Here is a 13666-nt window from a genome sequence, read left to right as displayed (position 1 = left end):
TTGCTGAGCAAATGAATAGGCTCCAATTTTGTATACAGGACATGTGGCAAATATAAAACGTGAAAAGAAACATGCCTTGCATGGCAGTTTCTTTTCACGTTTTTTCACTGAAAATTATTCGTTGATTAGCTCTGCATGAAGCAGCATTCGATAAATCAGCACGGTCGTCTCAGCGCGTGTCAATGATTTTTGCGGTTGCAGCTTATTGCCATAGCCCTTTACCAAACCTTCCTTTATAGCGGTCTGTATCGCTTCACGCGCCCACTCCCCCATTTGATTAACATCAGCGTATTCGGATAAATCCACTGTTGTATAGTTATTAATTGCAAGCGAAGCCGCATTTGCAAGTCTCAGCGCACGTACGATTATGACAATAGCTTCTTGCCTCGATACCTGCCCATTAGGCCTAAACGTTCCGTCTTTAAACCCATCCATAATACCATTGGCCTTTACAGAAGCTACCGCTCCACTATACCAGCTCGACTCGTTTACGTCGTGGAAGTCGGTATGATTTCCTACGTTCGGCAAGCCTAATGCTCTTGCAAGCAATGCGGCTATTTCAGCACGGGTAATGACAGCTTCCGGATTAAACTGGCTTTCATCCTGACCATTTACAATCATTCTGCTATTCATGCTGGAAATTTCTGCAGCAGCCCAATGTCCTTGAATGTCCGATAAATCAGATTTTTTGAATGCAAGTGCATAGGTGCTGTTTGCAAAACCTTGAATGATGGCGGCCTGTCGTCCATCCAGCTCCATAAACACCGTCGGCGCTGGGCGTGCGCCAAACGTCTCATCCCACACCATTGCTGTTGACGCTTTTTCAGAATCGTTCTTTGGCAAATAAATGACCCTTTCCACGTAACGATTGAAGATGACAAGCTCTTTTAGCCCGCTCGGGGTGATCTGTTCTACTTTAAAGTGGAGGGGACTGCCCACGAGCTGAAAACCGCCTTTTTCTGCCTCATGCTGTAAGCTGGCTAGCGTTTTACTTTTTTCAATTCCTATCCTAATGCGAAGGTCCATTGCAGTGCTCCAGCCGGATTCCTTGCTTGTCAGCTCGGCCATAGGCAAACGATACTGTCCATACTTCGTCTTTAATGTAACAATTGAAGCCTTTTGGGCAAGCATGAACACTGCATCAGCCGTAAGCTGCAAGATGACTTGGTCCGCCTCTTTTTCGATAAAAATAGAAATGGTCTGCTCTGATGCAGAGGATAAAGAAGCCGTCGCCTTGCTGATGGTAGCAGCATCTAATTGGGCATTGATATGCTTTGCACCGTTCGCATCCATCTGGAGCGAGGCCACGCCAGTTATCTCTTTATCATTAATTCGAATCACAATCGAAGTGTCCGATGATGCAGGAGCAGTCGTGCTCGAGGAGCCGCCTGAATTGGAACTAGCGGCGGCTGCACGAATAACGTTTAGCCCATACTTTTTAATCGTGCCATCCTGTGCCTCAATCCGAACCTCAAACGTATTGTTTCCCGTAGCAAGCGAATATTCATCGGTCGCCGCGCCGCTCGTCACCTGTGTACCGTTTACGTAAACCTTGGAATAAGCATCCGACGTAGTTAATGTCATTTTCAGAGCAGCTGTCGTCTGACCTACTTGAACGGTATAGTCCATAATCGCCGGAGCAAAATCGAAGCCCACCGTGCCTCCAGCTGCCGCTAGTTCCCATTCCGACAAATCCGCATTACTGCTTATAGGGACGATATTTTGAATATGAATCGCAGCAACAGATGCATTGCCTGCGGCATCCAGAGCGTAGACGGAATATATTCCGTTTGCCTGTACGGCAAACTGGTCCGTTATTTCCACGCCAGCTGTGTCAAAATAGGAGACAGCACGGCTTCCTTCCGCCCATTTTATCAAAGAAATGTGGTTGAATTCCCCTATAGCAGTTGCTGCTGCATGAACGGTCACTGCTCCAAAAGTTGCTGCAGCAGGGTCTGCTTGCAGGGCAATAGTCGGAGACTGATTATAGACGAAGGACACATTTACGGTTTGGTCCAGCATAGCTCCGCTTGTCTCCTCCTTGACATAATAAGTGACGTCCTCCGCTGTCGTATTGCTCACCGCAAAGGCAGCGATTCCATCTGCATCGGTCACGGCAGATGGCTGGGCAATCTGGGAGTGCCCGCCACTTGCTTGAAGCCGCAACGTTTGTCCTTCAATCGGATGGTTATAGTCATCCATCAGCTTCACGGAAATCAGGGCGCTGCTGCTGCCGTCTGCTCGAACAACGGTCCCGCTCGTGGTGACGGTGGATTTGGAGGGGCTTGCCTCCCCAGCGATGAACTCGATTTCTTCGGTCATCTGTATGGTCTGGCCGCCAACGGTTGCGCTCACGATCGCTTGGCCCAACGTAGTGGGAGCAGTCAGCGTTGCTGTATACGTGCCGTCACCGTTATCCGTTACTGTACTAACCGTTCCTAGCGTCGCAGCAATTGCTACCGTGTCCCCTCCGGTTCTCAAACTGTTCTCCCGTGCATCGCTCAGCCTGACACGAATCGTTGTCTGGCTTGCTCCGTCAGCGGTTAGGGACCCATCTGATGCTTGAATTCTGCTCGTTAATACGGACGGAGGTCCTGGAGTAAAGGATACACTTGCTGTTGCTGCTATTGCCTGCCCGCCAACGCTGGCGCTAACTATAGCGGTGCCCGCTGCAGTTGACGAAGTAAGCATCGCCGCATAGCTTCCGTCACCGTTATCCGTTACAGTGCTTACCGATCCCTTGGTCGCCGAAATCACAACCGACTCTCCTCCCGACGCCATTACCGTTCCTTGCGCATCTCTCAGCAGCACACTCACGGTTGTCTGGCTTACACCATCGGCAATGAGACTGGCCTGACCGCTTGAAACGCTGCTCAAAGCTGAAGAGAAGGAATAATCTGCAACCATATACGTTCTGAATGAAAAATCACGAGCGCCAACATTTGAATAACCTCTTGTGTAAAAATCGGAGGGGCTGTTATACCATGCAAAACCCGCGCCACCCCCATTTTCCGTTGTAGCAACCATTCGATACATCGTTTCCTTTGTCAAATAAAGCGATGTCCCGGAAAAATCAACTACGTTCCAGCCTGCCCCAAGCGTCGCTGATTGCGCAGATCCAAGCGGCGTCGACAGGTCGTCTTCCTTATAAACGCTAATTCGAAGAGCGCCAGGAAAACCAAGAAAATCAAAAATATTTAATTGAATGGCATCAAGATATCCCGTTACGGATGGGGTAAAGGTCTGAAAGCGTGGGCTTCCAGCGCTAACCCATATGTTTCCGTAAATATCCGCACTCTCCTGATCCAATACAGCAGTTCCCGCCGCCTTCGCTAAACGTACAGATGGCAGCTCCAGCAAAACGGCAACTGCAAGAAATAAAGCAATCCATCGTTTATTCCATTTCCATGCTTTCATCTTAATCCCCCAATAGATAAATTCAGTCTAGCTTTAACCCAAGCCTTTCTGCACATGCTATGTAACTACCAAATTAGTGTAAAAACCGATATAACCCTATACCTCTAAAGGAGTATTTTCACTGAAATCACACGTAAAAGGGGGATCATTTATTATAATAGAAGGAATGAACGAGCAAATTGAGCCCAGAGGTGTTAGGTAATGACAGGAATGAAGCCTTTCGATAATCAAACCGGGCAATTGGAGCCTAGTCTATCTGCCTCCGCCATGTCCCTTAGACAATATATGGGCGAATGGGAGGCGATGCCGCCTGAGACTTTTCTTCCGTGGGCGAAAACGATTGTGGCAAACATAGGTGAGCTCCATCAGCAGCACATCATTCATCTCGATTTGCGGCCGGAGCGAATCACTATTTTTCCAGATAAAAATAGTGCTGCCGCTAATGACTGCGGATTTGCCGTACAGCGTACCGATTACCGCTATATTCGCCCGGCCGGACATCTAGTCTCCGAGCCGTCTCTGCCCTACTGCTCACCGGAAAACACTGGGCGCATGCTACGGGCTATCGACGAGCGAAGCGATCTTTATTCACTGGGCATTATTTTCTACGAAATGCTGGCAAAGCGCCTACCCTTCGTGGCTGACAACCCTCTTGAATGGGTGTACATGCATCTAGTGCAGAGCCCTCCGCCGATAATGGATCAGCATCAGGCATTGCCTGATGGGCTGGAAGCAATCATTATGAAGCTGCTTGAAAAAAATCCGGACAAACGCTATCCTAATGCTGCCCTTCTGCTGGCTGATTTGGAAAAGGTTGGACATTCCCAGCCAGCTTTTATATTGGAGCCAGGCTTTCACGGCAGGGAGTATGAGCTTTCGATGCTCACTCAGGCCTTCTATTCCGCCTGCTTCGGCTCAACGGAATTAGTCTATATTTCGGGGGAAGCCGGTATTGGCAAAACCAGCCTCATTGATGAAGTGTTTCGCAAGCAGCTGCAGGCACGAGATTTTTTCTACATAACGGGGAAGTTTGAGCAGCTTGCGAATGAAAGCCCTTATCATCCGATTATTCAGGCGTTTCGTGGACTGATTCGCCATTTACTTGGGGAGCACAAGGACAAATCGGAGCAATGGAAGCTTAGGCTGCGGGAGGCGCTCGGCGCAGGCATTGGCGTCATAACCGCCATTATCCCTGAGGCTGCCCTGCTGCTGGGTGATATGCCTATAACAGAGGAGCTGCCCACCCATGAATCGCATAAACGATTCATTTACGTTTTCCGCAAATTTGTGCAGGCGTTGGCTTCAAAAGAACAGCCCATCGTGCTGTTTATCGATGATTTGCAATGGGCAAATTTATCGTCGCTGCAGCTTATTCATGCTCTGGTCTGCGATCCAGAATGCCAGTACCTGCTTTTTGTATGCGCATATCGCCATCTGGAAACCGACCCTAGCAAGCTGCCCGGGTATGAGCCGGATGGGAGTGTCGCTGAGCAAGCAGTCGTTCGCCATCTTCATCTGTCGCCGCTCGATATTGAGCCGATTCAGCGGTTTGTCATGGAGGCGCTGAACAGCCCGGCTGAGACAACATCGTCTTTAACGGAGCTGCTTTATCATAAATCTGGCGGCAATCCATTTCATTTCAAGCAAATTTTGCTCCGCATGCAGGATGACGGCAGCTTAAGGTATAACTATGAAAAACGCAGCTGGCAGTGGGATTGGGAGCAAATGATTGAGCGGGAGCCCAGCTTTGCTATTCATGATTTAATGACGTATAGATTGAGCCGACTGTCATCCACCGCGCAGAAGCTGCTCCAGATCGCTTCCTGTGTAGGAAGCACCTTTTCGCCGCATGTTATTGCCCAGGTTGCGCATCAGAATATCGAGGGAATGTCCGCTGAATGGTCCGCTATTGAAGCTGAAGGAATCCTTATTCCCGCATCACAAAAGCATCAATACCGTTTTGCCCACGACAGCATACAGAAGCTGATTTACAACCAATTGGACGATTCAGCGAAGCAGACCCTGCATGTCCAAATCGGCCGTTTTTTGAACGGGCAGCACGAGGCTGAATCGGAAGCCGGAGCCGGGGAGCATGCGTTTGATGCGGTCAATCACTTGAATAGGGGCGCAAAGCTAGTCGCAGATCCAGTGGAACGGCTTCAGCTTGTGAAGCTGAATCTGGAGGCAGGAACAAGGGCCAAAGCCTCTTCCGCCTATGATGTAGCCTTGGGCTATTTCCACAATGGAGTCGAGCAGCTGAATGCAGACGATTGGACGACGTCTTTTGAGCTTTGCTTTGACCTCCACGCCCAAAAAGCGGAATGTGAATATATGTGCGGCAATTACGAGATATCCGGCAGAGACATAGAGCTGCTGCTCAGCTATGCACGCAGCCCTGCTGAACGAAGCAGAGTATTTATGATCCGAATTATGCAATATGTCAATCAGGGCAAATATTTGGAAGCTACTGCTCTCGGACTGCAAAGCTTGAGAGAGCATCATATTATTATTGATCCTGATCCTGGAAGCCTCATGCTTATGATTGAAGGCTTGCGGATTGAAGTGCTGCTGCGCAATCGCTATGACAAGCTTGCTCAGTTGAAGGAAATGACCGATTCCGACCGTATTGCAGCGATGAATTTAATTTTAGCGATGGCGCCCTCCACCTTTTTTACGAATAAAAAGGTCTATTTTCTGCTCATGTGTCGGGCGATTCAGCTGTCGCTTAAATATGGAAACACGCCGGTTTCTGCCGCTGCCTATTCGGCTTACGGCATGGCTTTGGGCAATTCGATGGGTAAATTCAACAAGGGTTATGCTATTGGTAAGGTAGGAGTGGTGCTTTCCGAGCAATACAATATTTCTTCGGTTAAAAGCAAAACCTATACGATCTACGGCGGAGTATTGTGCCAATTTGCCGGCAAGGCTGGGGAAGGCGACGCCTATGTATCCAAAGCGATGCGTCTGGGGATGGACTCTGGCGATTATGTGTTTGCCAGCTATGCAATCGGAGCCCATATAAACGCCTTATACGCTAGAGCGCCGCTAAGCGATTTAAACCGGAGAATAGCCGACTATATGGTTGTGCTTGATACGACGAAGGACGAATTTGTGCGGCAAAATTTTTTCCTTTATCAGCAGTTTTTTCTCGCTCTTCAAGGCAGGACGGCTGCACCGGACTCCTTCAGTGGATTTGGCTTTGATGAGGAGCATTTCTTAAAGCAAATTCGACAAGAGGAAACCGCAGCCACAACCTTATTTCAATTCAGCGCCTATAAAACGCAGCTGTGCTGCCTTCTCGGGCGCTATCAGGATGCGATTGGGTGGGCACGCCAAGCGAAGAGGCATGAAGCCTACGCCACCCATTTGCCCCATTTGCCAGAATGCCTGTTTTATGAATCGCTAGCCATCATGGCGGCCTATCCCGAGCTGCGCAAACATCCGGCTATGAGAAAAAGCCTGCTGCGCAATCTTGGGCGTTTCCGAAAATGGGCCGTATGGAGCCCGGATTTTTATCAGGCCAGATCCAACATTCTTCACGCTGAATATGCTCGCGCCTGCAATAAGCGAAGCGAAGCGGAGGAGCTTTATGACAAGGCGCTGCGCCAAGCCAGAGAGCTGGGCGATATTCAGGCAACAAGCCTTGCAGCCGAGCTCGCAGCGAACTACTACCTGGCTCGATCCATGAACAAGACAGCTTTATTTTATATGCAGACCGCATTCGACGGGTATATGCAGTGGGAAGTATACGTAAAATCAGAGCAATTGGAGAAACAGTTGCTGGGCTTGCAGCGGCAAGAGTGGCAACAAGGAGATACAGCCTCTGCACGAATGTCCTTATATAGCCAGCCTGTATCTGCAGAGACGAACGGGAGCAAAAAAGAACAGTCGGCTGCTCCAATCAGCTCCCCCAGCAGCGAGTCGCTATCAACGGAGAGCCTCGATCTCGCCGCTATATTGCAAACCACACAAGCAATCGCGAACCCGCTCGATATGGACGCGGTGCTTGCGGAAATCATGAAAACGCTATTGAAGCACGCTGGTGCAAGCAAGGGAGCCTTGCTTACGGGCAGCCATGATGTCCTTTATGTTCAGGTTTATGCTGCCTTGGAGGAGCCTACGGTCCCGTCTCCTTTCGAGCTGAATGACAGCTCCCTGCTGCCAGAGGGCATTCTCCGCTATGTGCTGCGTACACAAGAGACGGTTCATTATGCTGGCGCAGAAGAAAGCTGGCTTATCCATAACCCTTATATGGCAAGACATCGGCCCCAGTCGGTTATATGCATCCCCGTCGCTGTTCACGGCAATATGCTCGGCGTGCTTTATCTTGAAAATAAACTGGCAAGCGGCGTGTTCACATCTGATCGCATACCGGTACTGCTCGCTATGGCATCATACGGTTTATTAATGTGTGTTCTGCAAAGCTTGCCGGAGCAAGACGGGCCTCAGATCAGCAAGGGAGCAGATGATATGCAGCCGCTACCCAGCATGATCGCGGAGCCGCTTACGGAGCGAGAGCTGGAGGTGCTTGCCCTGCTTGCCGCAGGCTTATCCAATAAAGAGATTGCTGACCACCTCATTATCGCGCTAAGCACGGTAAAGGTGCATGTGAAAAATATTTTTGCCAAGCTCAAGGTTAATCGGCGTACAAAAGCAGTCGCTCAAGCGAAGGAGCTTAAGCTGCTCGGGTAAAGCTCCTATTGTAAAGGATAAAAACAATACAACTTCAATAAATGGAGGTCTATATGAACGTTAACGCTCAACCCTCCCATTCATTTGGATCAAGTGCATATGTCACCACTGGCGATGGATGCAGGCTTCATTATATGGTCAAAGGAAGCGGCAAGCTGACCGTCGTATTCGAATAAGGAATGGGATTTTCCCGGTCTTGCTGGGGTCTAGTCCACCCCATCGTTGCCGAGCATGCCCGCGCCGTCGTTTACGACCGTTCGGGCACCGGACGCAGCGATGCTGATACCGCTCCACGTACGCTTCGCAGAATCGCTGATGATCTCGGCGTTTTGCTTGATGCGCTCGGTCTCGGTCCCTTCATTCTCGTGGGCCACAGCTGGGGCGGCCCGATCGTTCGCGTCGCAGCGGCGGCAAATCCGTCACGCATACGCGGAGTTGTATTGGTCGACCAATCCGACGAAAATTGTGCGATGTACTTTGACAAATCTGAACAAAGCCGATACGATCGGAACAAAAAATAAGGACGGCTATTATAGCCGCCCATCGCGACACCGCAGCTTCCATGCCGCGCGGCAGATTTGTCGAGGCTCCTGGGTCTGGCCATCTCGTCATGTTCACCGATCCAGCGATAATTGTTGAAGAAATTTTGAAGATGAGCGTATAAATGAATTTGAATGGATTCATGCAGAAAAAGCCATGTTCCAGTGGAGTCTCTTTCACATGGAGCAGGGCTTCTCGTGATGATGCCAAGTTGCAGGAATACCGTCAGGATCAACGATATTGTGGTCAACTGCTCCCGCGTTATTTTTTCATTAAATTAGGTTTCCAAATAAGTGATGCTTCGCTCCATTGTACTTGTGAATACAAAAAAACGCTCGGAAAACCAAGCGTTGCGAGTTTGTACACTATAGCTCACAGATCCAATAAAGCCCTTAAATCCTTCAGCTCGGCCAAGCCGTTGATCATCACTCTGCCATCCGGTGTAATGCGTACTTCCAGACGGTTTGGAATGTCTGTTAATTTTTCTTTGAGGTCGATGTAGCGATCGGTGAGAAAATGATAGCGTTGATTGGCCGAGCCAACCCACGGCCTGCTCGTATCGAGACGCTCCCGCATGAAAGGCCCGTCAATGAGCAAGTCGGTAACGGCAAGCAGCTCCAGCCAATCCGCCCTGCCTGCACTCCGTAAATTTTCCAATAAATAGCCAGTAAACGTCATCACCGACAAGCCGGAAGCCCGCAAAATACGGGCAAGCCGCGCTAATTCGCCCGCCTGCTCGAACGGCTCTCCGCCCAGGAAAGTAATTCCCTCTACTTGGGGTCCATTTAAAATTTGTGCCGCCAGCTGTTCAACCTCCATCGTCATGCCGCCGTCTTCCCGCCATGTGAACGGTACAGCGCAGCCAGGGCAATGAATCGGGCAGCCTTGCACTTGAAGGCAGGCACGAATACCGGGTCCCTCAACGGCTGTCGAGGGAAGAAAACGATGCACGCGCAGCACCATTAGCGCTGCTCCAAGCGGCTAACGGCGACAGGCTTCTTATGCATCCAATCAAGCTCTACCATTTCACTTGCTCCTCCCTTTAATAATCCACAATCCTTCCCGTACTTGTGCTTGTGCGTTGCTGCAAAGGGCGAAATAGGGTCATTGGACGTATACGTTCAACATGATGCGGTTTTAAATCGAGCAGCTGGCCTAATTGCTCTACGTTTTCAAAGCCGCCATTCCGCTCTCGTTCATGCATAATACGTTTCGCACCTACAACGCCAATGGCTGGAAGATCTAGCAGTTGCTCCATCGATGCCCTATTGACATCAATACGTTCCGAGGACTCTTTACTATTTAACAATGAACTTGTATCCAGCGCCTGTTCTACTACTTTGTCTACATCCAGAGCTGGAGCTTGAGGTATGGTTACGGACAGCGAAGCAAGCATAACGGGCACAAATAAGACCATTAACTCCTTATGCTTCAATAGGGGTACCCATTGCGCCATCCCTTGCTTCCATACGAACGTTTCTGATAGCTGCAGCTGCTTTTCTTCTATTGTATTTTTCAGTTCGAGAGCACTATATGGTCCGTACTGCTGCCCAGCGGCGGCTACCATCCACACCTCACCTGGATCAGAGAGTAGCGAGGAACTGACTTCACTTCCTGTCACCAAAAAAGGATCGGCTTCTCTTCCAATGTAGGCTTGCAAACGCTGCAGCAGTTGAAATAAATCCTCAAGTTTGATTGCCCCTCCCAACACACTAAAAATATCTCCCCTGCCAAATTCCATTTCATACTTACTGATCTTTTTTATATTGGCATGAAGAAACTCCGTCCAGCCTAGGCTTGATCGATGGGATTTGACGGTCCAATCATTTCTCCAGTAAACGCCATTAAGACCGATAGCCATACCTCTTTTACCGCTTCCAAAAAGAGACGTATCCATAAGTGCGATCACATACTCATTAGCCGGAATTGGAATATGCGTACGTGCATTCTTTAATTTTTTCTCAGGAATCATTTCCGCTACATAATAGCTTGCCCCTGAATACCCTGCACAAATATCGATTAGATGATTAATGTCTATATCTCTCAAGCTGGTCACCTCTCAACATTCAGTGTAATCACAATCGAGTTGTCCTCCAGCACCTGTTCACTTTCAACAGACATCTTTTTCTCCGCTGCACGCTGCATGAGCTTTTGATATACCATATCCTGCAAGCAGCGCTTGTAATCCTCATCCACATCTGATAAATATTCATATATCTTTTGCAAGTCTGGAGCGTTTTGAATCTCTACTTGAAATGGATGATCATCGAACTGGCGAAAGGTTAGTACGGATTGCTCCACCTTGCAAATAATAGCGTCGTCTTGACGAAGCGGATTCACTCCAAATTCTTTAAGGGTACGGAACAATAGCTCACCGTCACGGAAATTCGTTGGATAGGAGGACGGCTGTGTTACTGAAGGCAGTTGCTCGATGGGGCTCACAGAATAACCAGAGTCAGTGGAATCAAACACGTTACGTCCAGCGGCTTCGTTGATGCTGTACATAAACGATTCAATCAATTCTCTTAAATCCAATTTTGAAAATATGGCAGTCCATTTTCCATCCACATGCTCCCAGGTTATAAATTGCTTGTCCCCGATGATATGGGTTTTAATGACACCCATCCATTTCTCCGCATCATAGCCTGCTTTTCGTACAGTCCGCACAATTTCCAATTCATTTTGAAAGTTCGTCGGCTCCTTCACCTGCATCGAGTTCGCAAAATTTTCAAAGTTTTTCTTTCCCATGACAACCCGCAGTGTTAATGCAACAGGGATAAGCGCGAGAGAGACTGACATCTGTATGCCCCCTTATTTCTTTTAAATTTGCTCTGTCGAATGGTTTTGCTTTTGCTCAGTGACCGTCTGCTCGGACTCATAATATTCGGCTGTATATTCGGAATCTACCGTTTCTGCATCGAGCAGCTGTTCAAGAATGCTAATGTAGTCGGTGCATCCCTTTCCCTTGATTCCCAATACGTCTGCCTCGATTTTACCGTCGGGGTAAATGCGAACGCGAATTTGTTTGGATGACATTCGGCCAGCCTCCTTCTCATATTAATCTTAAAAATCGATCGCTCTGCCGCCACGCTTCAGCTTTACATCCTCTTCCTTCGGTGCAGGCGCTTCCGGCTTGTCCAGCTCCAGCCTGTATTCCTCCCGATCCTCCTGCGGTGTTGCAGCAACAGCGCGGACGTTCGCCCATTCGCGTATGCCTTGAATTTGTTCTGCTTGCGTAATCGATAACGGCACCATCGTTTGAATCGATTTCCTGAAATCTTCAAACTGAATGCTTCGATCCTCTGAAAAAGCCTCAAACATGGCGCTAATGACGATCTGCTCCACTTCCGCACCGACATACCCCTCGGTCATGCTCGCCAAATGGTCAAGAAGCTCATCCGTTAGCTGAAAGTCGCCCACCGATTTAGGAGATTTAAGTCTCTTCACGATATGCAGCCTAAAAATATCTTTCCGCTCTTTATAAGTTGGAATATCCACGAAAAAAATTTCATCAAAACGGCCCTTACGCAGCATTTCTGCGGGCAGTGCTTGAATGTTGTTAGCGGTGGCAATGACGAACACCGGCTTTGTTTTCTCCTGCATCCAGGTTAGAAAGGTGCCAAATACTCGATTCGATGTCCCGCTGTCGCCGCTTCCAGTCATGCCGCTAAAACCCTTTTCAATTTCATCAATCCATAGAATAGACGGAGAAATCGCCTCGACCGTTTTGATCGCTTTGCGCATGTTTTCCTCACTGCTGCCAACAATTCCACTAAATATTTGACCTACATCCAGACGCAGCAGCGGCAGCTTCCACATGGCGCTGATTGCTTTGGCAATCAAGCTTTTTCCACAGCCAGGCACGCCTGTAATCAGCACGCCCTTCGGTGCGGGCAGTCCATATTCTGCGGCCGAATCCAGCCAGGATTTATTGCGCTTCAGCAGCCAGCGCTTTAAATTTTCCAGCCCGCCAACGTCCTCGATTTTCAAATCCGATTTGATAAATTCCAATATCTCGGACTTTTTAATAATTTGGCGTTTCTCTTCCAAAATAATTTCCACATCATGCTTATCGAGCTTGCCATCCTCAACCATGGCCAGAGCAAAAGCATTTTCCGCCTCATGCAGTGTTAAACCGAGCGCCGCCTTTGCCAGCCGTTCTACGTCCTCCGGCGTTAAATCGATTACGATGCGTCCGCTAGCCTGATTAGCCTCGACCATTTCAATTAGCATGCTTTTCATTTCCACAAAGGTCGGCAATTCAAAATCAACAATCGTTATTTCCTTTTGCAGATCCGAAGGCAGGGTGAGTGTTGGGCTAAGGATAATGACATTTTTCGGATTTATACTTCTCTTCAATGCCGGAATGAGATCGCGAATTTTTCGGATGATCTGATGATCTGCCGGCTTACCCCCGCCTCCAAGAAAGACATGAAAATCTTTAAGTACAAAAACAGCTGGCTCCTCGGAGGCCTCGATCATTTCCAAACACCGGAGTGGGGATTTGGATTCCTCCCTGCCACGTTGCCCCTCCTCAGCCAGGCCATCGGTCATGCTCCATATAAATACTTTACGAACCGTTTTAATTAAAGCTTCATTTTTCACCGCAGAATCTATGACAGAAAGCGCCCGTTCCTCTTCCCATGTCGGTATGTATATAAACGGAAATCGTGCCCGCATCAAATTCGACAAATGCCTTTTAAACTCCAATAATGATGTTTCTCCCATATGTTTATTGGCCCCTCTATGAAACTAGGATACTTGTTTAACAAAACCTTCTACACAAGCGTAAACGGCCGAAAGCCGTTCTCTGGCGGTAAAGCTAACGTTTAGCGGTTAAATATAAGCGGAGTATGAGTGGAAAACTTATACATGCTTATATTTTAAAAAGTTCGACATAATTCGGCTTGTTTCCTGCCCTATTTGGTGTTTCAGTTCGTTATTTCGCTTTCCAGGCAGCTATGAAAAGTCAAAAAACAACAAAAAACACCTGTAAGTTACAGGTGCCTTTGCCTAG

Annotated in this window: 9 protein-coding genes; 3 read left to right on the top strand and 6 right to left on the bottom strand. The window is 48.6% G+C overall.

The features are described 5' to 3' along the window. Positions 1-114: 114 nt before the first annotated feature. Entirely contained in the window at positions 115-3417 is a 3303-nt protein-coding gene (locus tag AC50YG_RS26890) for an invasin domain 3-containing protein (RefSeq protein ID WP_494831394.1), read from the bottom strand. 201 nt (positions 3418-3618) lie between these two features. On the opposite strand from AC50YG_RS26890, the gene AC50YG_RS26885 reads away from it, so the two are divergent. From AC50YG_RS26885 to AC50YG_RS26875, 3 genes are read left to right on the top strand one after another with little or no spacing between them, the layout of a single operon-like run. Continuing rightward, a complete protein-coding gene (locus AC50YG_RS26885; RefSeq protein WP_494831392.1) occupies positions 3619-8109 on the top strand; it encodes a helix-turn-helix transcriptional regulator in 4491 nt (1496 codons plus the stop codon). 53 nt (positions 8110-8162) lie between these two features. Next, positions 8163-8285, top strand: a complete 123-nt coding sequence (locus AC50YG_RS26880; RefSeq protein WP_494831390.1) for a hypothetical protein — start codon at positions 8163-8165, stop codon at positions 8283-8285. A 3-nt stretch (positions 8286-8288) separates the two neighbouring features. Further along, entirely contained in the window at positions 8289-8630 is a 342-nt protein-coding gene (locus tag AC50YG_RS26875) for an alpha/beta fold hydrolase (RefSeq protein ID WP_494831388.1), read from the top strand. Positions 8631-9021: 391 nt separating this feature from the next. Here AC50YG_RS26875 and AC50YG_RS26870 read toward each other — a convergent pair whose 3' ends face one another. The 5 genes from AC50YG_RS26870 to AC50YG_RS26850 form a co-directional block, all read right to left on the bottom strand. Further along, positions 9022-9612, bottom strand: coding sequence for a 4Fe-4S single cluster domain-containing protein (locus tag AC50YG_RS26870; protein WP_494831386.1), 591 nt, complete (start codon positions 9610-9612; stop codon positions 9022-9024). A 79-nt stretch (positions 9613-9691) separates the two neighbouring features. Beyond that, positions 9692-10696, bottom strand: coding sequence for a helix-hairpin-helix domain-containing protein (locus AC50YG_RS26865; protein WP_494831384.1), 1005 nt, complete (start codon positions 10694-10696; stop codon positions 9692-9694). 5 nt (positions 10697-10701) lie between these two features. Beyond that, positions 10702-11448: a hypothetical protein gene (locus AC50YG_RS26860; protein ID WP_494831382.1), complete on the bottom strand. Its 747-nt coding sequence runs from the start codon at positions 11446-11448 to the stop codon at positions 10702-10704. Positions 11449-11469: 21 nt separating this feature from the next. Beyond that, a complete protein-coding gene (locus AC50YG_RS26855) occupies positions 11470-11685 on the bottom strand; it encodes a DUF2997 domain-containing protein (RefSeq protein WP_494831380.1) in 216 nt (71 codons plus the stop codon). 27 nt (positions 11686-11712) lie between these two features. Then, the gene (locus AC50YG_RS26850) at positions 11713-13377 is read right to left on the bottom strand and encodes an AAA family ATPase (RefSeq protein ID WP_494831378.1); all 1665 of its coding nucleotides are present in this window, start codon (positions 13375-13377) and stop codon (positions 11713-11715) included. Positions 13378-13666 lie beyond the last annotated feature (289 nt).

The organism is Paenibacillus sp. J31R34, from assembly GCF_059383715.1.
This window is presented reverse-complemented; position numbering and strand designations above follow the sequence as displayed.